At 43.1% G+C, this 22,649-nt stretch carries 12 protein-coding genes; 6 read left to right on the top strand and 6 right to left on the bottom strand.

Annotation, left to right across the window (positions count from 1 at the left end):
* Entirely contained in the window at positions 1 to 981 is a 981-nt protein-coding gene (locus AC570H_RS00805) for a YihY/virulence factor BrkB family protein (protein WP_497350711.1), read from the top strand.
* Positions 982 to 1,271: 290 nt separating this feature from the next.
* Here the strand turns inward: AC570H_RS00805 and AC570H_RS00800 are convergent, their stop codons facing one another.
* Both AC570H_RS00800 and AC570H_RS00795 read right to left on the bottom strand, forming a co-directional pair.
* Positions 1,272 to 3,362 (bottom strand): ATP-binding protein, encoded by a 2,091-nt coding sequence (locus AC570H_RS00800; RefSeq protein ID WP_497350709.1) that lies wholly within the window; start codon positions 3,360 to 3,362, stop codon positions 1,272 to 1,274.
* 173 nt (positions 3,363 to 3,535) lie between these two features.
* The gene (locus AC570H_RS00795; protein WP_497350707.1) at positions 3,536 to 5,419 is read right to left on the bottom strand and encodes a DNA topoisomerase IV subunit B; all 1,884 of its coding nucleotides are present in this window, start codon (positions 5,417 to 5,419) and stop codon (positions 3,536 to 3,538) included.
* A gap of 380 nt (positions 5,420 to 5,799) precedes the next feature.
* Between AC570H_RS00795 and AC570H_RS00790 the strand changes: the two genes are divergently transcribed.
* The 4 genes from AC570H_RS00790 to AC570H_RS00775 all read left to right on the top strand — a co-directional run bounded on the left by AC570H_RS00790 (position 5,800) and on the right by AC570H_RS00775 (position 10,303).
* The gene (locus AC570H_RS00790; protein ID WP_497350705.1) at positions 5,800 to 7,149 is read left to right on the top strand and encodes an APC family permease; all 1,350 of its coding nucleotides are present in this window, start codon (positions 5,800 to 5,802) and stop codon (positions 7,147 to 7,149) included.
* Between the two features lie 2 nt (positions 7,150 to 7,151).
* The gene (locus AC570H_RS00785) at positions 7,152 to 8,312 is read left to right on the top strand and encodes a trans-sulfuration enzyme family protein (RefSeq protein WP_497350703.1); all 1,161 of its coding nucleotides are present in this window, start codon (positions 7,152 to 7,154) and stop codon (positions 8,310 to 8,312) included.
* Positions 8,313 to 9,650 (top strand): MFS transporter, encoded by a 1,338-nt coding sequence (locus AC570H_RS00780; protein ID WP_497350701.1) that lies wholly within the window; start codon positions 8,313 to 8,315, stop codon positions 9,648 to 9,650.
* A gap of 95 nt (positions 9,651 to 9,745) precedes the next feature.
* Positions 9,746 to 10,303 carry a GNAT family N-acetyltransferase gene (locus AC570H_RS00775; RefSeq protein WP_497350699.1) on the top strand — a complete coding sequence of 186 codons (558 nt, stop codon included), beginning with the start codon at positions 9,746 to 9,748 and terminating at the stop codon, positions 10,301 to 10,303.
* Between the two features lie 272 nt (positions 10,304 to 10,575).
* On the opposite strand, the gene AC570H_RS00770 is transcribed toward AC570H_RS00775, so the two are convergent.
* Both AC570H_RS00770 and AC570H_RS00765 read right to left on the bottom strand, forming a co-directional pair.
* The gene (locus AC570H_RS00770) at positions 10,576 to 16,803 is read right to left on the bottom strand and encodes an MBG domain-containing protein (RefSeq protein ID WP_497350697.1); all 6,228 of its coding nucleotides are present in this window, start codon (positions 16,801 to 16,803) and stop codon (positions 10,576 to 10,578) included.
* Between the two features lie 387 nt (positions 16,804 to 17,190).
* Entirely contained in the window at positions 17,191 to 18,951 is a 1,761-nt protein-coding gene (locus AC570H_RS00765; protein ID WP_497350695.1) for a helix-turn-helix transcriptional regulator, read from the bottom strand.
* 251 nt (positions 18,952 to 19,202) lie between these two features.
* On the opposite strand from AC570H_RS00765, the gene AC570H_RS00760 reads away from it, so the two are divergent.
* Entirely contained in the window at positions 19,203 to 20,456 is a 1,254-nt protein-coding gene (locus tag AC570H_RS00760; protein WP_497350693.1) for a DEAD/DEAH box helicase, read from the top strand.
* A 63-nt stretch (positions 20,457 to 20,519) separates the two neighbouring features.
* Here AC570H_RS00760 and AC570H_RS00755 read toward each other — a convergent pair whose 3' ends face one another.
* Together AC570H_RS00755 and AC570H_RS00750 are read right to left on the bottom strand one after the other, a co-directional pair.
* A complete protein-coding gene (locus AC570H_RS00755; RefSeq protein ID WP_497350691.1) occupies positions 20,520 to 21,758 on the bottom strand; it encodes a class I SAM-dependent methyltransferase in 1,239 nt (412 codons plus the stop codon).
* 4 nt (positions 21,759 to 21,762) lie between these two features.
* Positions 21,763 to 22,614, bottom strand: a complete 852-nt coding sequence (locus AC570H_RS00750) for a DUF1365 domain-containing protein (protein ID WP_497350689.1) — start codon at positions 22,612 to 22,614, stop codon at positions 21,763 to 21,765.
* Positions 22,615 to 22,649 lie beyond the last annotated feature (35 nt).

Genomic DNA, 22,649 nt, shown 5'->3' with positions numbered 1-22,649 from the left:
ATGACGAAATTTATAAGCAAGCTCAAAAACTTTTTTGTACACACAGGCCATCTCTTTATTGCAGCCGGAAAAGGTTTTGTAGAAGATAGGGTAACCAAACTGAGTGCGGCACTTGCCTACTATACCATATTTTCGCTTTCGCCATTGATCATTATCATCATTTCTTCAGCTAGTTTGATTTACAGTCAGGATGCAATAGAAAACAAACTCTTTTCGCAAATCAATAAATTGGTTGGACACGATGCAGCCATACAGATCCAAGGCTTTGTGGCCAATGCCAGTTTATCGGGCAAGAGTTCCTTTGCGCTCATCATTGGCATCATTGTGCTGATCATTGGTGCCACTGCGGTGTTTACCGAGATCCAAGACAGCATTAACCTGATCTGGAAAGTAAAGGCCGTACCTAAAAAAGGCTGGAAAAAAATGATCACCAATCGCTTGCTTTCTTTCTCGCTGATCGTATCATTGGGTTTCCTGCTTTTGGTTTCGCTGGTAGTTAATAGCTTGGTATTGAGCTTGGGTAATAAGCTTACACAGTTTATCCCAGAGATTACCAGTACCACCACCGTGATCATTTTGGTGCTGAACAACGTCCTTACCTTTGCCGTGGTTACCGGTGTATTTGCCGTTATATTTAAGGTGTTGCCCGATGTAATTTTAAGATGGAAATCGGCCCTGGTAGGCGCAGCCTTTACCGCATTGCTTTTCGGTTTGGGCAAGTATCTGATAGGCCTTTACCTCGAAAAATCAAATCCAGGAGTGGTGTTTGGGTCAGCAGGTTCAATTATCATCATCTTGCTGTGGATCTATTATACGTCGATCATTCTCTATTTTGGTGCCGAATTTACGCAGGTATATGCCGAGAAATTCGATAATGGCATTGCCCCAACCAAATATGCGGTGCACTTAAAAACCGTTGTAGTGGAGAAAAAAGTAGAAGTACTGCCTCCGCAACATCCGGAAGATACCATGGCGCCTTAATAGTTTTCAGTTATTAGTTACCAGTTGTTAGTTGCCAGTTGTTAGTTGCCAGTTGTTAGTTGTTAGTTATCAGATCAACAAATCGTCATTGCGAGCTTGCAAAGCAATCTCAGTTTGACAGTTTTCAGTTGCCAGTTAACCGCAAAAAGCACGGAGTTTTACGATAGTTGATACGATCTGTCATCCAGAGCAACGCGAAGGATCTATCTCGAGTGAGATACCAGATCAAGCCCACTATGATGCTTCCATGTAAACCATGGACTATAAACTATTAACCATCAACTAAAAACCTAAAAATATGAAGCAATCTTATCGATCAGTTCTTTTTCTGAGAAAGGTTTAAGCACTAAATCATTAATTCCAGAATCGATGTACTTTTTGCGGTCTTCCTGTAAAACGTTTGCCGTAACACCTAAAATCAGGATATTTCGTTTAGCTGGATCTGTATATGCTCTTATGGTACGCGTTAGTTCTACCCCGCCCATTTCTGGCATTTGGATATCGGTTAAAATCACGTCGTACAAGTTTTGTTCAAACAGCTCAAAAGCCTGCTTGCCATCATAAGCTACATCAGTAATCATCTTGTACTTTTTGAGTACGGTTTGCGCCAATAAGATGTTCATTTTATTGTCGTCGGCCAGCAAAATACGTTTGCCTTCCAAATGACCGACACCAACGCCCACTACAAGGCTTTTAACCTCAGTACTGTTCTCTTTGCAAAGCTCGTACGGGATTTCGAAACTAAAGGTAGAGCCTTTGCCCAGTTCGCTTTTCACGCCGATGCGTCCACCCTGAAACTCCACAATCTTTTTGCAGATGGCCAAACCTAAGCCGGTACCTTTTTGCCTGATTTTGCTTGATGAATAATATACCTGTGCGAATTCATCAAATATCATATCCAAATCTTCTGGCGCGATGCCAATTCCGGTATCGATTACCTGAACCTGAAGCACAGCCTGCTTTTTGGTATTTGGAATGATCTCTGCCTTGATCGTCACCGATCCATCGTTGGTAAACTTAATGGCATTGCTTAATAAATTCATCACCACTTGCTTCAAACGCAATGAATCGCCTGAGAAACAAACGTTCTTTTTAAACGAAAGCTCCTTTTTAAGCTCGATGTTTTTGTTAGTTGCCTGGATACTGATGCTGTTTACCACTTCGGTTATCGCATCTAGCGGCGTAAAAGCAATCTTATCAAAATTTACCTTGCCAGTTTCGTATTTAGAGAAATCCAAAATATCGTTCACCACATCTAGCAGCATTACCGATGAACTTCTGATCGCACTCACCTGCTCTGCCTGTTGCACATTCAGCTGGCCTTGGCTCAACTGTTCCGAGAAACCAATAACCGAGTTGAGCGGAGTTCTGATTTCGTGGCTCATATTGGCCAAAAACCTACTCTTTGAAATGGCATACTGGGAAGCCTTTTGGCTGTAGTTGATCAGCTCGCTTTCGTTTTTATAGATTTTCCAAAGGTTATATAAAATAGCCAACACCAAGGCCAGCAACAGCACAATGCTGAGCAAAAACATCTTATCGATGCTTTTTACGGTGGTATCGATATTCCCTTTGATTTCCGTACGGTTCATTGCTACAAAACCCTTTTCATAAGTTTTATAGTCGCGCAGAAGCGTAACCAGTTCAGAAATAATTTGGTTGTTGAGCTCTAAAATCTCGGCTTCGTGTTTATTCAGCGTGCGATTGGTAGCATACAAATTGCGAAAATAGTTGTTCATTTTCTGCAATTGCATCTTGTTAAAGTTTCTGCTTTTTAAAGAGGTATCCAGCTTAACTTCGGTGCGTACCAATTTCTTGCTGGTATCGGCTGCCTTTGCTTCTTCTTTTTTTCTCGAGAAGGCATCGGCCAAACGGCCAAAAAGGCTTTTCTCCGGTCCTTTTTGCTTTGCTGTATGAATGGTATCAACAGAAACCATGGTTTTGAGCTTGCTGTAGGTCATTTGACGACCGTCGCTGCCCTGTAACTGATTGCGGTTTGAGTCTATTCCCGATGACAGCTTGATTAAGCTATCGGCCAGTACCCTTAACCTTAAGTAAAGATTTGTTCTCGCTTTCTTTTGCTCCACAAGCCCTTTAATGCTTTGGGGAACGTTTTTTTCTTTTTCTTCATCAATGTTCCGAATGGTTTCTAAGGTATTCGAAACAAAATTAATCGACTCCCCATAGGCCTTGATGTATTTTTTTTCGCCGGTAGCGGCATAAAGCCTGCAGTTGTTATCGGCCTTGTACAGCATCACGATAGAGGAATCTATCTGCGTATAGTCTTCGTTTAAAGCAGTAAGCTGATGGGTATAAAGCCTGAGGTCGTCGGTTTTACTATTTCTTATATAGAAAAAAATTGCGCATAAGAATAGTGTCAATATCAAAAAGACAACAAGGCTATAGCGCGTGGAGCGATTTTTAGCAGAGGCAAGGGGCATAGGAGCTCGTTATTATAAATCTTAAAACCCAAAAAAAGGGATTTTCAATAACAAATAGGGATGTACAAGTATACGCTAAAAATTTGTTGCTCAATAGTTAAATTTTAAAAATTTTACGCTACTTCCAAATCTTCGGTGCTTACTTCTTTGGCTTCCTCTTCTTTTATCTCGTCTTTTTCGATCCTTAAATTCCTAATGATATGTTGCTGTCTTTCTGGCGTATTCTTGCCCATGTAATATTCTAAAAGACTTTTGATCGTCTGCTCCTTCAAAATTACCGGATCCAACCTGATGTCTTTCCCAATAAAGAGGCCAAATTCGTCAGGAGAAATCTCTCCCAAACCTTTAAAGCGGGTTATTTCTGGTCGGTTGCCCAATTTGGCAATCGCATCTCTACGCTCTTCGTCGCTGTAGCAATAAATGGTTTCTTTTTTGTTGCGCACCCTGAACAAAGGCGTTTGCAGGATGTAAACATGGCCTGCTTTTACCAAATCTGGGAAAAACTGCAAAAAGAAAGTCATCATCAACAAACGGATGTGCATACCGTCTACGTCGGCATCGGTAGCAATTACGATGTTGTTGTAATGCAATCCTTCTAAACCGTCTTCAATATTTAGCGCATGCTGCAAGAGGTTGAATTCTTCATTCTCATAAACCACTTTTTTGGTGAGTTCATAACAGTTAAGCGGCTTGCCCTTTAAGCTAAATACTGCTTGGCATTCTACATCCCTCGATTTGGTGATAGAACCTGAAGCTGAATCGCCCTCGGTAATGAAAAGCGTGGTTTCGTATCTCCTGTCGTGCGTACTGTTGAAATGGATTTTGCAATCCCTCAGTTTTTTGTTGTGCAGCGATGCTTTTTTAGCCCTATCGTTCGCCAGTTTTTTAATGCCGGCAATGTCTTTACGCTCACGCTCCGATTGCAAGATCCTTTTTTGCAAGGCATCGGCCACGTCGGGATGTTTGTGCAGGTAATCGTCAAGTTCCTTTTTCACAAAATCGTTGATAAAGGTACGTACCGATGGCCCGTCTGGCCCTACGTTTTGTGAACCCAGCTTGGTTTTGGTCTGCGATTCGAAAACAGGCTCTTGAACACGTATAGAAACCGCAGCAATGATAGAAGCCCGAACATCGGAAGCATCAAATTCCTTTTTGTAAAACTCGCGAATGGTTTTTACTACAGCTTCCCTAAAAGCCGCCTGGTGCGTACCACCTTGGGTAGTATGCTGCCCGTTTACAAAGGAGTGGTAATCTTCGCCATATTGCTGACCATGGGTCATGGCAATCTCGATATCATGCCCTTTAAGGTGAATGATGGGATAACGGATTTCTTCAGGCTTGTTCTGTTTCGATAATAAATCGTACAGCCCACGCTCAGAAAAATATTTTTGGTTGTTAAAATTGATGGTTAATCCGGTATTCAAGAACACATAGTTCCAGATCATGCTCTCTACAAAATCAGGAATGTAATGGTAGTTCCTAAAAATGGTTTCATCTGGATAAAAAGTAATCGCCGTACCGTTGCGTTGGGTGGTTTCTATAATTGGGTTGTCAATTACGACCTCTCCTTTAGAAAATTCTACTTTTTTGGTTTTGCCATCGCGATAAGACTGCACCATAAAAGCGGTAGACAAAGCATTTACAGCCTTTGTACCCACTCCATTTAAACCTACAGATTTTTGAAAGGCATTGCTGTCGTACTTACCACCGGTGTTGATCTTAGACACACAATCGATCACCTTACCCAAAGGAATACCACGGCCATAGTCGCGAACATTTACTTTATGGTCTGACAGGGTGATTTCTATGGTTTTGCCCGATCCCATTACAAACTCATCGATAGAGTTATCTACAATTTCTTTAAGCAATACGTAAATGCCATCGTCCTGCGCCGAACCATCGCCCAACTTACCAATGTACATACCTGGGCGTAAGCGAATGTGTTCTTTCCAGTCGAGTGAACGTATACTATCGTCGTTATAGATTGGTTCTGCCATAATTTTATTTGTTTTATGCGTCTCTGCGGTAATTGCGAAATGAAGTTGACCTACACCAAATACTTTTGGCACAATAGATTCTCCACTCCTACAAATTTAATCAAATATGGCGTGCTTTATATCATTAGATTTCAACAATTGCACATCTTGGTTCGTTGTTGGTTGTTAGTTGTAAGTTGTTAGCTGATGGCCCATTGTTAATTGCTAAAACTGTTTAATTGCCTTTCGGTCTTTAGGCCTCGGGGCATGAACCAACTATTCGCTATCAACCATAGACTTTAAACTTTCTACTTTAAACCTTAAACTACCGACTATAGACTTCCCAAGACTTTGGACTCAAGCCTAAAAATCCCTATCTTCCAAACATCAAACCTTAATGCATGCAACCTAAAAAGCAGCTTTCTCTCTTTGACCTTTCCATGATCGTGGTAAGCCTCGTTATTGGAATGGGTATTTTCAGAACACCAGTAAACGTGGCCAACAAGGCCCAAATTCCAGAATTGTTTTTTGCGGCCTGGGCGGTGGGCGGTTTCGTAGCCCTTTGCGGCGCATTGACCTATGCCGAAATTGGTTCCCGTTATCCGGTTACAGGTGGCTATTACAAGATTTTTTCGGTTTGCTACCACCCTTCCATTGCTTTTGCCATCAACTGCATCATTGTGGTTTCTAATGCGGCTTCGGTGGCGGGGGTTTCGCTCATCGGTGCAGAATACATTGGCAAGGTAATCCTGAGCCCCGAAATGCAGACCCAAGAATACCGGATATTGATTGCTGCCGTGAGCATCATCGTCTTCTACGCCATCAATCTGTTAGGCTTAAAAACCAGTTCAAAGACCCAAAATGTGCTGACCATGATCAAAATAGTAATGGTGCTGACCTTGATCTGTGCAGTATTTTTTGGCAACCATGCCCCGAGTGCCCCTTCTGTATTTAAAAACGTTACGGGTGCTGCTGCCGGCTGGGCCGATTATGGCAAGGCATTGGGCCTCTGTTTAATCGCAGTATCGTTCAGCTTTGGAGGCTATCAGCAAACCATCAATTTTGGGGGCGAGGCCAAGGAAGCCAAAACCGTTATTCCGCGTTCTATTATCGTAGGTTTGGGCATTATCATTACACTTTATTTGGCCATTAATTATGCTTATGTGAAAGTAATCGGCTTTGAACAGCTGAAAACCGCAGAGAGCATTGCCGCGATATTGGCAGGACAGATTTTTGGTCCGGCGGGCTTTGTATTGCTTTCGGTGCTCATTTATTTCTCGGTTTTGGGCTATGTAAACGTCAACCTGCTCAGCAATCCGAGAGCTATGTATGCCATGGGCGAAGAAAGAGCTTTGCCGGCTGTATTTGCCAAGAAAACAAAGAAAAACGATGTAATGATTGTAAGCCTCACCGTGTTTACGATCATCTCTATATTTACCATATTTTACGCCAAAACCTTCGATAAAATTTTAAATTACACCATCTTTCTAGACAGTATCGGCATGGCCTTTTCGGCGGCTACCATTTTCTATCTGCGCAAAACCACTGCCCATTTAGACAAGAAAAGCATTTATACCATGAAGCTTTACCCCGTTTTGCCTATCATCTTTATTTCGGCCTATTTGTTTGTGGCTTTTAGCATTTATAGCGACGATCCGAATGCGGCCTTGAATGGGCTTTATATTTTTAGCGGTTTTGTGCTCATCTATTTTATCAACAAATACCTCAATCGTAAAAAAACAGTCGCTTAAAAATGGATCTATCCTATATTTTAAATGAATTGGGCGAAGAAAGGGCCAACTATTTTAATGCCGTGGCTCCCCCCATTGTACAAACCAGCAATTTTAGTTTTGATACCGTAGCCGATTTTAGGAATGCCTTGGCCGATGAATACCAGGGCAACCTATATTCTCGTGGTTTTAATCCCACCATTGATATTTTAAGAAAGAAATTGGCTGCCTTGGATGGCGCCGAAGAGGCTTTGGTTTTTGGCAGCGGCATTGCGGCCGTTAGCATTCCGGTGATGGCTTTGCTGCAACAGGGCGATGAGGTCATCTGCGTAGAAAACCCCTACAGCTGGACCATTAAGCTTTTCAAGGATTTCCTGCCCAAATTTGGTATTACCTGCACCTTTGTAGATGGTACCGACTTGGGCCAGTTTGAAAAGGCCATCAGCGCAAAAACCAAGCTCATTTACCTCGAATCGCCCAACACCTTTAGTTTTGATGTACAAGACCTGGGCGCGGTTGCCCAATTGGCCAAAGCCAAAGGTATTTTAACAATGATAGACAACAGCTATTGTTCGCCCATTTATCAGCAGCCTATTGCCTACGGCATTGATTTGGTTGCACAATCGGCCACCAAATACCTAGGCGGGCATAGCGATTTGATGGCAGGTGTATTAACGGGCAGCCGTGAACTTTTAGAAAAGATCTTCAACCACGAATACATGAACATTGGCGCGAGCATTGCACCACAAAGCGCCTGGCTTTTGTTGCGTGGCCTACGTACCCTGCCTATTCGCTTAGATAAGATAAGTGCAACGGCCGAGCAGGTGATCTATTATTTGGAACAGCACCCAAAAGTGGCCAAAGTACTTTATCCTTTTAGCAAAAGCAATAAGGACCTGGCCTTGGCCAAAAAGCAAATGAAAAAATGTGGCGGTTTGTTTAGCATTGTACTGAAAGAGGCATCGCTAGAAAAAATAGAAACGTTTTGCAATAGCCTCCAGCACTTTTTAATGGCCGTTTCATGGGGTGGCTATGAAAGCCTGGCCTTTCCGGCCTGTGCAGGAATTAGCAAAAATGATTTCGACAGCAATAACAACAGGCACATACTCATTAGGCTTTACATCGGATTGGAAGAGCCCCATTATTTGATCAAAGACTTAGAACAAGCATTAGCGATACTATAAATGCCCTTAAAACAACTACCTTTTAAAAAACAATTGGCTTACTCGGCAGGGATGATGGGCTGGAGCATTATGACCAACATCATTATCGTAATGCTGCCCTATTTTTACCTGCCCCCCAACAATTCTGGCCTGGTGCCTTTGGTACCGCAGCTTTTGGTATTTGGGGCGCTCAATATCCTTTCGCTTATTGCAGCTTCTGGGCGTTTGTTCGATGCCGCATATGATCCTTTTATTGCTTCCATCAGCGATGCCAGTACCAATCCAAAAGGCAGGCGTTTTCCGATTATGAAATGGGCCATTTTGCCTGCCATTGTATTTTGCAGCTTGGTATTTAATCCATTGGTGAAGGGGGAAAGCCTGAATAATGCCTGGTGGCTCACCATAGTGCTAGCTGGGTTCTTTATCTCGGTTACTACTTATATCATTCCCTACAATGCCCTATTGGCCGAATTGACCCATACGCCAGAAGAAAAAGTAAAGCTCTCTACCTTTCAGCAGGTAGGCTTTGTGCTGGGCATGATCATCGGCGCGCTCTGCAATAATTTTGCCGACCTTATCCAAACTGTTTTTCATGTTACTGAACGGTTCGAGGCTTTGCAGTATACGATTTGGGCCTTGAGTATTTTCTCGGGCTTGGTGATGACATTGCCCATCATCTTTATCAAAGAAAGAGAATATGTGGAAAGCAAACCTACCCACGTTCCTTTATTGCTGGCGATAAAAAGTACTTTCAGGAATTCGAACTTCAAATATTACCTGATTTCCGATTTTGTGTATTACACGGCATTGAGCCTGATGTCGAGTGGCTTGCTGTATTTTGTAACGGTGCTGCTGGGCCTTCCCGATTCGGATGGTGGCAAATTCATGGGTTTAATGGTGGTGCTTTCACTGGTCTTTTATCCCTTTATTAACTACGGCTCTCAAAAGTTTGGCAAGAAGACCTTGGTTTTATTGGCCTTTGGCATATTAAGCCTGATTTTCGTCACCATTTTCTTTTTGGGAAAATTGCCTTTCGAGCCCGCCAACCAGATGTATATCTTGGTAGTTTTTGCTTCTTTTCCACTCGCAGCATTGGGTATTTTGCCTAATGCTATTTTGGCCGATATTGCCCAAAAAGATACCAAGGAAACCGGCGAAAACCACGAAGGCATGTACTTTGCCGTTAAATATCTATTTGTAAAACTGGGCCAGACCTTGGGTATTGCCATTTTTGCCATGCTTACCGTTTATGGTAAAGACCCAGGTCATGATTATGGCCTGCGCCTAAATGGCGTAGTTGGTTTTGCCTTATGCTTATTGGCTTTGCTCTTCTTTACCAGGTTTAAGGAAAAAGCCTGAGTTTTCGGTTGGCAGTTGCCAGTTTGCAATTCGCAACCAGCCAATCCATACTAATGAACCAACAACACTAATGAACGATTGAACGATTAATACCAATGAACATACAATTTAAACCCGCCGTTACAGACCAAGATTTTGAAGGTATCTTATCACTTCAACAACAAAATCTGTATAGCTCTCTTAGCGAAGACGAACAACATCAACAAGGTTTTGTGTTTGCCCAACATACCGTAGAACTGCTCAAGACCATGGCTGCCGAACTACCTCAGGTAATTGCTGTTGCCGATGATCAGGTTGTGGGCTATAGTTTAGCCATGACTGCAAATATGAAAACTGTTGTACCCAGTATTATCCCCATGTTCGACGCATTTGAAAACTGTATTTATAAGGGAAAACCATTAACGAGCTATCGATATATTGTTGGCGGACAGGTCTGTGTAGACCAAGCATTCAGAGGACAAGGATTGTTGAGCAAACTTTACCATGCCACAAAAGACCTCGTCGGCGATGACTATCAATTTTGCGTGACAGAAATTTCCAGCAGAAACCAACTGTCGCTAAAAATACACCGGCGCATGGGCTTCGAAGTAATTGGCACCTACCACGACGGCCAAGAACTTTGGAATGTGGTACTTTGGGATTTTAACCAATAGGCGGTTTTCAGTTCACAGTTGTCAGTTGCCAGTTATTAGTTGTTCGTTGTCTGTTGTTCGTTGCTAGTTGTCAGTTAAACAGTTCTCACAATTAATCAATTGTTAGTTCAATTCAGAACACAATTTATCATCCAGAGCAAAATTGTCATTCAGAGCAAAGCGAAGGAGCTACTCTTGAAGCAGATTCCTCCAAAATTGTCATCCAGAGCGAAGCGAAGGATCTATTCTTGAAGTAAATCCCCCGCTCATTAACTGCCAGAGCCATGTCTAACCTATTGCTGTCTAACCAAGGTAATGAAACCTTTTTGCTTCAGCTTCTCTGTTCCAAAATCGATAATGTAATAATAAGTGCCTTCGGCCAATGCCTGACCGTTCACCGTACCGTCCCAAGTATTATTGTAGCCTTTTTTGGTAAATAAAATCCTTCCTGCACGATCGAATACCTGTACCAAACAATTCGGATAGGCATCAATGTTCTCAATAACCCAAAGGTCATTTACCCCATCGCCATTGGGCGTAAGGATATTATTGGCTTTTACTGCCTGAAAGTCGTCGTGAACTTCGATGGTAATGCTCGCCGACTGGCTACACCCGTTGGCATTGGCTACTGTTACGGTATAGGTAGTAGTTTGGCTTGGCCTGATCGCTAATGTTGCTCCATTCTGGCTACCAATAATGCCGTTTGCTGCAGCCCAGTTATACGTTCCGCCACCAATTGCCAAAAGGTTCAGTGTTTCGCCTTTGCTGATGCTCAATCCTTTGCTACTGGTGATGGCAATTACAGGCAATGCGTTAATGGTTAAATTGCCTGTTGCATAGCTGATGGTATAATTATTGGCAATCGCAGCAGCCGGTGTAAGTATATAAACACCTGCCGGCGAATTACGATTAGCTGTTGTGCTTACCGTTGGTTTGGTACTGAGGGCATTTTCATTGTCTCCATTTTTAAAGCCCGAATAAGTTACGCCAAAGCTTGGCAGATTGTTGCCTTGGCATAGGGCACTGTTATTGGCTGTTATTAAAAGTGTTGCCTTGGTAATCGTTAAATTTGCCGGAACATAGCTGATGCTATAGTTCGATCCTGCAACAAGCGTACCTTGATTGATGGCATAAGTGCCTACATTTTCGCCTGTTGCCCTGCTCAGTGTACCCGTAATGGCATCGGTACCAACCAAACCAGAGCTGGTATAGGTCAGCGAAGGATCGGCATCGCCATAGACCTTGCTTTTGGCTTGGGCAGTAATGGTTAGTATTTTATTGGTAATGCTTAAGTTGGCTGGCACATAGGTGATGCTATAATTCGATCCTGCAACAAGTGTACCTTGATTGATGGCGTAAGTACCTACATTTTCGCCTGTTGTCCTGGCCAGTGCACCCGTAATGGCATCGGTACCAACCAAACCAGAGCTGGTATAGGTAAGCGAAGGATCGCCATCGCCATAAACCTTGCTTTTGGCTTGGGCAGTAATGGTTAGTACTTTATTGGTAATGCTTAAGTTGGCTGGCACATAGGTGATGCTGTAATTGTTCCCGGCAACAAGTGTACCTTGATTAATAGCATAAGTGCCTACATTTTCGCCTGTTGTCCTGGCCAGTGCACCCGTAATGGCATCAGGACCAACCAAACCCGAACTGGTATAGGTAAGCGAAGGATTGCCGTCGCCATAAATCTTGCTTTTGGCCTCAGCTGTTATAGTTAAACCTGCTTTGGTTATGGTTAAGCTTCCATCCTGATAAGTAATGGCATAGTTGGTTGAGGTATAACCTGTCGGACTGATGAAATAGCTTCCCACATCCTTGGCTCCAATTGCCGTTCCTGTATAACTTAAAGCGCCTTGCAGAATCTGTTCATTTTCTCCATTTACAAATCCATTATAGCTCACGCCATTCCCTCCGGTATAAGCTGCCGCATTATAGGTTTTGTTGAAATTATTAGCGGTAATGGTCAGCGCTTTTTGTTGCACATTGATTGTAAAACTTACCGGACTGGCCGCAGTGTGGTTCACATCTCCGGGCTGGCTGGCCGTTATCGTCGCCGTTCCTGCAGCCAAAACCTGCACCTGTCCGCTTGCATTAACGGAAGCTACCGCAGGATTGCTGCTTGCATAACTCACTGCCAATCCTGATGAAGCAACAGCCGAAGCATCAACAACAGCACTTCCGTATGTTAACTGGAGTGTAGCACCCGATACCTGGTTATTAAACGTAATTACATTGGCTCCAGATGGCACAATGCTAAGCGTACCATTTTTATAGTCGAAATCGTAATTGGCCGAGGTTAATCCGCTAGGGGCGATCAAATAATTTCCGGTATTCACGGCGCCCTGCGAATTACCGCCATAAACTACTGTTCCATTTAATGCAGCCTGGCTTTCGCCGTTTACAAAGCCATTGTAGCTCACTCCATTTCCGCCTGCATAGGCTATAGCATCATAGGTTTTGCTAAAATCATTTGCGGTAACGGTTAATATTTTCTTGACTACCTGCACCTGAAAACTTATTGGGCTGGCTGGACCATAATTGGCGTCGCCGGCTTGGCTTACCGTTAGGGTGGCTGTACCTGTCCCCAACAAGCTGACCTGCCCCGAAGCATTTACGGTAGCCACCGATGGGTTGCTGCTTTGGTAAGTTGCCGTTAATCCAGAGCTGGCATTCGCCGATGCATTGAGATCGGCATCGCCATAGGTCTTGGTTAATATACTGCCTGCGGTTTGGGCATTAAAGGTTAAGGTATTTACATTGTTAAGCGAGATTACCAATTGACCATTTATATAACTGATGGCATAATTAGTCGCGCTCAATCCGCTTGGAATAATGGTATAATTGCCCGTATTTATAGCACCTTGAGCACTGCCACCAAAACTCAATGTTCCAGAAAGTACGCTTGGATCTTCGCCCAAGGCAAATGTACCATAGCTTACCCCATTGCCACCGCTATAGCCAAAACCATCAAATACCTTACTGAAATTGTTCGCGGTAATGGTCAATGGTTTTGGCATAATTGAAGCGGCAGTACTCGAGAGATCGCTAATATTTGCTACTTTATAATTTCCCGCCTGTGCGCCAGTCAATAAAACATTGGCTATGGGCAGGGTAATCGTCTTTCCGGTTCCGGCATCTTTGCTATCGTATTGAGCTAGGCCAGAATTTAAACTTAGTTGTACATCGTCATTGTTGATGATATCGCCATTAGCCAATATCAGATCTGTAACCTGAAAGGTGCCAGCGGTATTGGCATCGTAAACTTTACTAAAAGTAGCCGTTGGCTTGATACTTACGTTAACCAGCCTCTTATTTATTGTTAAACTGAAAACAATATCAGGAGCTGGCTCGAAACCACTTCCTCCAGCCTGACTGGTTGTAATATTTACGGTTCCCGCTTTTTTGATATTCAGTTTCCACTTATTGCCATCTGCAGCATCTTGAAAGGCTTCGGCAATGCTATTATCAGCAGAAGCATAGCTTAATGCCAAGCCTGAACTTGCTGTTGCTACTGGCACAAAGGCTACATCGCCATAAGTCTTAGTCTGATTGCCTGCTGTAATGGTTTGCGATTGATTTTGTAGCTCATAAGCTCCCAAATCGATATTAGCTCCCATTAAACGCGTACCACCACTAAGATCTTTGGTATTTGCATCTAAACCTGCATAAAGTGTTTGGTTACCAGCATTTATAGCAGGACTTCCTGTTTTTAGTCGGTAATCTCCTCCAGTGTTAAGTCCAGCCGCCAAAGGTGCTACAAAAACATCGCCCGTTAAAATTCCGGTTGCGTTTATATTGCCATTTGCCGTACTGCTTAGTCCTTGTACCAAACTGCTTTTGATAATTGGTATACTATTATTATTGTTGATTCCGCTGTTATTGCCAAATATAAAGCTGTTATAAATAGAAGGCGACTGACCTTCGTTGTGCAAACCTCCTCCAGCCGTAGTGGCTGTATTGGCAACAATGCTAAGGTTAGTTAATACAGCTGTAGCGCTCGAAAGATACATGCCCCCACCCCATGATCCGGCCGTATTGCCACTGATTAGCAAATTGGTAAAGCTCGAATTGCCACTGATCGAATAATCACATATACCGCCTCCATTGCCTGATGTGCTATTGCCACTAATAATCATATTGGTCAAGTTAAGCGATGACCCAAACGCATCGCTAAAAATACCCCCACCGTTTACAATGGCGTTATTGTTCGTCATTCTTGTACTACTGGCATTAAGGGTTGCTTTGTTGTAATTATAGATGCCGGCCCCTTCGAAAGAAGCTTTATTGTAAGCGATGATTAAATTGCTTAAAGTCAGTGTGGCATTGATGTTATAGAGCGCTCCACCATTATTTCTTGTAATTATTTCACCATTTACAGTGGTAAAACTGTTTGGAGTAGCATTGCCCCCGGTTATGGTAAATCCATTCAGTTCGGCGGTTCCCATCGCACCAGCCGAAACCACCACATGGTAGCTGTTATTGCCGTTAATCGTAGTAGAAAGGTTATCGGCTAACACATCGTTATTATCAATATCGCCACTGAGTGTACTTTTATTAGTGGTTAAGGTCAAATCGCGTTGTGCAAGCGTTGCTTCTGTACCGGCAAAACCACCGTATACTTTCACATCTTTAACCAGCAAAAAGGCATTGTTTTGGCCTGCCGGAATACCAAAATCGTTATCTGCCGGACTATACATTGGCTTATAAACGCCACCTGCTACCCAAATCTGTTTTACCTTTCCGGGAAATCCTTTATTTAGGGTTTTGGCCGCTACCAATGCATCACTCAATTCCGATATTGCATTAGACCATCCGTTGCCATTTCCAGTAGCTCCTTGCTTTACATAGAGTATGCCATTTACATCGGGCTTATAAGGTGTCTTAAGCAAAACCGTTACCGTAATTGGAGTTCCGCTACAACCATTAATAGCTGGCGTAATCGTGAAATTTACGGTTCGTGGCGGACTGTCAAGATCATTGGTTAATGTCCCACTGATGATATTGCCGGTGCCATTAGTTGGCATGCCCATTGCATTAAATATATTGTTTCTTATCCAAGTATAGGTTGTTCCAATTACATTACTGCTGAGCACGATTGGGGTAATTGCCTGGCCCGAACCAACTGTTTGTGTGTTGGGTGTAGCCACCACATTAGGCGTTGGATCTATGGTATAGGTAAAAGTCTTGGTCTCAGGACTAGGACATGGCAGGGAATAAGCAATAATGATTTCTCCCGTACCATTCTGAAATCCCTGTGTGTGCACAACCGAAGTAGCTTGCGGATCGGCATAGCTGCTGCCACCGCCACCACCGCCATAAGCAGCGCCACCACCGCCGTAATAGCCACCACCACCACCGCCAGAAGCCGTACCCAAACCACCAGCAGTACCACCAATACCTAACGTACCTGCAGTTGCTGGCGTGGTGCCCGCAGCACCTCCAGCCGATTGGGTTCCCCCCTGTCCAACAGACGTACTCGTTTGGCTGCCACATTGATAGCCAGTTTCACCGATCGGGCCGCCTCCCGCACCTCCAGGTTCTACATTGTTACTACAGTTATTTCCTCCGCCGCCGCCACCACCAGCAACAATTACCCTATTGGCTAATGCCGTTCCACCAATTCTGATATCGGAAGCACCGCCGCCATTGGGCTGTGCAATGCTACCAGCACCATTTCCACCACCGTTATAGCCTACACCGCCAACAAAAATATTGAGCGTTTGGCCAGGAGTAACTGGATATTCGGCCGTTACCCTGCCCCCATTTCCTCCTAAATCATCAGGTTTTACTCCAGGCTGGTTATAAATAGCGCTTCCTCCCTGCGCCCCCTTTACATCAACCCTGATGCTGGTTACCCCGACAGGAACCACAAATGTTTGCATTGCGCCTGTATAACTAAAAGTTTGACTGATTTCGAACTTTGGCGAAACCGTTATTGTTGCAGCAACTGAACTTGTTCCGGTATTTACTGGATTAAATGCGGGAAGGTTTCCTTTGCCACTTGCCGCCAAGCCGATAGCCGGATTAGAATTTGTCCAGGTATAAACCACATTCGGAGTGCTACTTGTAAAAACAACCGGAGCCGTTAAAACTCCATTGCAGGCCTGCTGATTTAGGGGTTGGTTCATATTTAGCGGACAACCATTGAGTACAGTCCATTCTAATGTATCGTTCAGTGCATTTGTATCTCCTGCGCGCACTACCCATACCTTGATTGTGTAAATACCTGGAGCAGATAAGTTTGCCTTTGTATTGAAAGAAAAATTCCAACTTGCCCCCGGTAATAAATTTGAACTCAATGGCTGTGATACTGTTGCACCACCATTAATTGAATAATTTACCGTTATTGTATTAGACGGCATAACTACACCCGAGTTGTTGTTGATCAGTACCGTTACTGTTTCCGAATTGCTTAAGCTTCCAGAATTTGGCGAGAAATGATTTTGTAGCCAAACATCCTGAGCAACTACAAGCTTAGCCATAAAACAGAATAAGATAAGAAGTAAAGTTTTTTTCATTGGAGATAATTTAGACGTGATTTAATCTATTAGAAAAATAGAACCAGACCAACACCATAAGGCAAAGTGCAATAACAATAATAATGATTGATATTAAGCTGTCTTTTGATGGCTTTCGCATGTATCGAAATTAGAAAGCCATATTCGCCATAACAAGGAATCAGGGCGGACAAAAAGCGGACAAATATGGGAGTTTAGAGTTTGGGGCGCTGAGTTTGGAGTTGAAAGTTCAAAGTTTAGAGTTCAAGGTTGAAAGTTCAAAGTTGAAAGTTCAAGGTTGAAAGTTCAAAGTCTCAGTTGGCGACTTTAAAAGAATAGGGCATGTTGACCTCGATCTAGTATTCCACTCGGGATGACGAACCGATGGACGATCAATTACAAAATGAACTAATCGTTCAATGTACGAATGTACTCTTCCAAGATCGTATCATCAGGCAGGTCGATTCGGTTTTTCAAACGTCGCTTGCTTCGCGAAACACTATCGGCACTAATACCTAGCATATTTGCAATTTGTTGGTTATTCAATTGCAGGCAAATCAAACTGGCCAAACGTTCTTCGGCCGGATTTATTCTTGGGATCAATTCCTTTAATCGGAGAAAGAATATGGGATAGGCTTTGTTAAAGGCTTCTTTAAACCTGGTCCATTCGCTATCCGTTAGCAAAACATAGTCGAACAGACTTTCGCTAATAGCCGAGCCTTCCGTATCGGCTGATCCATGAGTTGCCTTGATAGTCTGTTTCAGGTTCTTGATCAGTTTTTCCTTTTCGTAAATGTTGCGCGTAAACGATTTGATTTGCTCCTTTGCTTCTTCTACCTCTTTTTCGGCCTGTTTTCTTTTCTGATGCAGTATTTCGGCTTGATGCCCAGCTTTGAGCCTTTGCCGGTTATACAATAGCAAACTAATTACGGTTAATAATGCAATACCTATCAGAATGAGGTTGCGGACAAGCTTTTCCTGTTCCAATCGATCGTTAATCCGCTCTAAATCGCTCTGCATATCGTCGTACTGCATCTTTACCTTTAAGGCAGAGAGTTTTTTCGAATTCACATCTAAAACCCGCTGGTTGGTCAGGTTAAAATAAAGATGGTCGTATTTGTAGGCACTGTCTACTTGGTTCAGCTTCCGGTAGCTACTGGCTATGCCCTGTAGAGACAAAATCTTCTGCTCAATTACATAATATTGGCTCTTCATGGCCCAAGCATGCGCCTGTTTCCACTTTTCGAGCGCCTCGGCAAATCGCCCATATCGATACGCCATCCCTGCCAAAATATTTTGGGCTATAGCCATGTTGTTATACGATTTAACTTCGGTACTGTACTGCAACTGCAGGTTGACCAAAGCCAATCCTTCTGCTTCGTGTCCCTGCAAAATCAAGACATGGCCAATATTTCCCTTGGCTATGCCCAACCACAGTTTTTGGACATTTGCATCTATATCAGGCTTATCGATTAACGTGTCGATGATCTTCTGGTAATAATACCGGGCACTGTCGTATTTATTCAGTTTGAGAAAAGATGCCCCAATGATATCGAGCTGGAATAAATACACGCGTGGATCCCAGCTTTTTTGAGCCACATTTTTATAAGAAAGACATTGCAAACCATAATTGAGGCTTTGTTGATACTCGTTGTTCATGTAAAGCCCATAACTGGCATTGAAATATCGGTTATGAATATACATGAAGTGCTCCAGCCCTATTTTCTTTTCCAGCTCAAGCGCTTTAAGGTTGTACAGCACGTAATTGCTTGGACAAACATCTGCAAAAAGCGTATACAACTCGGCTTTGAGCTGATCGTCTTTCAACTTGTGGGTGAGTTTGATGTCTTCAAATAGCTGGGCTGAATCTTGCGGAATGATCTTAAATTGATGGTGTTTTTTGGTGAGTACAGCATACATATCGATGCGAACCTTTAGCCTGTCGTCAGGATTTTCGGCCAGATAGGCATAAAGTGCCTTGATGGTTCCCCCATGGGCTATAGGGTTTTTTAGGCGCTTCATCTGCTCATAGGTTTCTTCGGCAACATGTGTCTGGCCGGTATCCGAAACCCGCCAAGCCTTGATCAATGGCTCAATAGGTAATTGTTGCGCTGCGACAACCGAACAGCACAAAGCACAAAGAAGCGTTAGGAAAGTGCGTTTAAGCATCAATGCAAAGGGGATGAAATTTTGCTAAAATACACGAAAATGATAATTCAACCTAGATTTTTGGACATTAATTGGCAAAACGTCTCATATCGACACCTTAGCTCCTATTTAGTACATAAGTTAAGGCTCAACTATTTTTTGTATCTTTGTGCACGAAGCAGAATTTCTTTAATCATTTAAAGCAACTCGCAAGTTAGTCTTTCCCACAATGATTGTTCTAGCTTCTTCGATTTACATTAAACATATTTACTTTGTTATTTTCAGAATTAAAACTCATTGCGCCCCTTTTAAAGGCGCTTGAAACCGAGGGTTATACACAACCAACCCCTATACAAGAACAAGCCATCCCAAGCATATTAAAAATTAAGGATTTATTGGGCTGTGCACAAACAGGCACGGGTAAAACCGCAGCCTTTGCCATTCCGATGCTGCAGATTTTGCACATGCGCCACCTCAATACCAACAAAAGAGCCATTAAGGCTTTGGTATTGACGCCAACCCGCGAGCTGGCCATTCAAATTCAGGAAAGCTTTAATGCCTATGGCAAAAACGTGAACCTTAAAAACCTGGTTATCTTCGGCGGTGTAGGACAGCAGCCACAAGTTGATGCACTTAAAAGAGGTGTCGACATCCTAGTAGCCACGCCAGGCAGGTTATTGGATTTGATGAACCAAGGCTACATCAGCCTAAAAGAAATCGAAATCTTTGTACTCGACGAGGCCGACCGCATGCTCGACATGGGCTTTATCCACGATGTGAAAAGAGTGGTAGCCAAACTTCCAGAGAAAAGGCAGACTTTGTTTTTCTCGGCAACAATGCCTACCGAAATCCAAAAATTGGCCAATACCATTTTAAAAGATCCGGTTACGGTAGAAGTTACCCCGGTTTCATCTACGGCAGAAACCATTAACCAATTCGTTTACTTTGTTGACAAGCCCGACAAAAAGAAGCTGTTAAGCCATTTGCTCGACGAGTTGAAAATAGACCATACTTTGGTATTTACAAGAACCAAACATGGTGCCGACCGTATTGCCAAAGATCTGGTTAAATTAGGCGTTAAAGCTGCTGCTATTCACGGCGACAAGTCACAAAATGCCCGTCAAAGAGCTTTAAACAGCTTTAAGGATAGAGAATTGAGGGTTTTGGTGGCAACGGATATTGCAGCAAGGGGAATCGACATCGACGACCTTCAGTATGTTTTCAATTACGATTTGCCAAACATTCCAGAAACCTATGTACACCGCATTGGCCGTACAGGTAGAGCTGGAGCCAGCGGCACGGCCATTTCTTTTGTTGATGGCGAGGAAAACGAATACCTGATCGACATTCATAAATTGATTAAACGGGTAATCCCGATAGTTGAAGAGCATCCTTTCCCTTTAAGTTGGCAAGGCATGATGGCCAAAAAAGAGGTGGTGCGCCAGCCACAGAAAGATTCAAAAGGCAGTGGTGTTGCCAAACCGAATAAGAAAAAATTCTTCAAACGCGGACCTAGGAGAAACTAGTCTGTAGTCTAGAGTCAGAAGTCCATAGTCATTGGGCTTCCGGCTCTAGGCTTCGATTTAAAACTACCTGCTGATATTGTTTGGTCTGGTGTAAACCATTTGCATGACATTGATGTTGCGCATTTCGAAAGCCGCTTCGCAATAGTTGAGGTAATAGTTCCATTTGCGGATAAAACGATCGTCGAAACCCAAAGCCTTTACTTCGGCTATGCTATGGTTGAAGGCATCGAACCATAATTTTAGGGTGCGTGCATAATCTAAACCCAAATCTTTGAGATCAACCAAAGTCAGTTCACTGGTTTGATTGATGGCCTTATTCAATTGGGCGACCGATGGCAACAATGAACCTGGAAAAATGTGTTTTTGAATCCAATCTACGCCGTTGCGTAGACTCTCATAACGGCTATCTGGACTTGTAATGACCTGAAAGGCCAAGATTCCGTTCTTTTTCAGCACTTCGTTGCATTTGGCAAAATAAGTTTCATAATAATTATGGCCTACGGCTTCGAGCATTTCTACCGAAACAATCTTATCAAACTGTCCCTCAATGTTGCGATAATCCTTGATCACGATTTCTACCTGATCCGTCAGACCTGCATCGGCCACTCGTTGTTGCGCTAATTTTTGCTGTTCTTTTGATATCGTAACCGAAGTTACTTTACAGCCATAATTTTTGGCCATAAAGATGGCATTCGCGCCCCAACCGCTCCCAATTTCGAGGACATGATCATTGGCATTCAGTTGCAATTGTTCGCAAAGGCGACGGTATTTTTCTTCCTGCGCCTGTGCCAAAGACAAATCCGGGCTTTTAAAATAGGCGGCAGAATAAGTCATCGATGGATCGAGAAAGGTGGCAAAAAAATCGTTGTTCAGGTCGTAATGCTCGGCAATGTTCTTCTGCGAACCCGTAATGCTGTTCGACCTGTTGTTATGCGTCCACCTGTTGAACCATTTAAGCAGGTTCAGTCCGATGTTTTTCACCCTGCTTCCTGATACCGACGGTGCATTTTCTATGTTCAGGATCACCCATTTAATTACATTGGTTACATTATCGGTTTCCCATAAACCATCTACATAGGCTTCGCCAAAACCAATATCTCCATACAGCACCACATTTTTAAAGAAGAGCTTGTCTTTTACTACGATTTTAGCCCTGATGGCTGAATGTTGCTGGCCAATTTCAAGATTTTCGCCGTTGGGCAAGTCGATTTGTAAAAAGCCTGCCTGCATTTTGCCCAATGCCTGGAGCACGGCATTTTCATAAAAACCAGCTTGATGTTTCGCTATCGAAATTGATGACATTCGTTTATGGATTAGGTTTATAGGGCTTATATACGTCTTTTTGCAATTCTTGGTTTGCAGCTTTACTATGGTATTTTATCTTTTTTATCCAAAGCAAAAATGCCTGCCAATGGATCATCCACATTATCCGCAACGGAATAAGCGGCATCGAAAAAAAATAGCGCAGCATGGCCGCATTGGTCAGCGGTTTTTGCTTTCCTTTTAAAGTACTGATGAAAAACCTTTGTCCGTTCTTATCATAATCATCTATCTTAATATCGAGTTCTTTATCGGGAATAGCAAGATTAAAGTCGAAAAAATCGTCCAAATCAATGAATGGAGAAACATAAAAAAGCTTTTCGGTTCTTAGCTTAAAAAGGCCATCCTTCAGCTCCTCTTGGCCAAAGAAGAACATTTTCATTTCGTGATACGTATTGCTGATCTCGGCAACTGCGCAAAGCGGATGGCCTTGTTCGTTGAAACAGAAATAAAAAGAAACCGGATTAAAATTGTAACCTAAAACACAAAGATTAGTCAACAGCATTACCTTGCCAGCGCCTATTTCTATACCATTTTGCAAGAGGTATTGGCTAAGCTGTTGCTTGGTTGACGCCCGATGCGGAAGATGCGCGATGGAAGCTGGAAAATCGGCGGATAGAGCGCCTTCACCCGTTGCCTTCTTTTCGAGCTGGATATGGTCTTTATCCCTAAAATTAAAAAGATTGAAACGGTTGTAGCCGAACCAACGCAGTTTTTTAGACAACAGCTCAAGTTCATCCAAATCGATATAGAACATATAGACCCGATACCAAAAGCTGTGCTTTTTAGGCGCCAACCTGTGGTGCATTACGCGAGCGGTATATATCGACGAATTCATTATTAATGTAAAATGGAAGAGGGCATATGGAAGAT

The sequence above is a fragment of the Pedobacter sp. B4419 genome (genome assembly GCF_059693725.1).
This window is presented reverse-complemented; position numbering and strand designations above follow the sequence as displayed.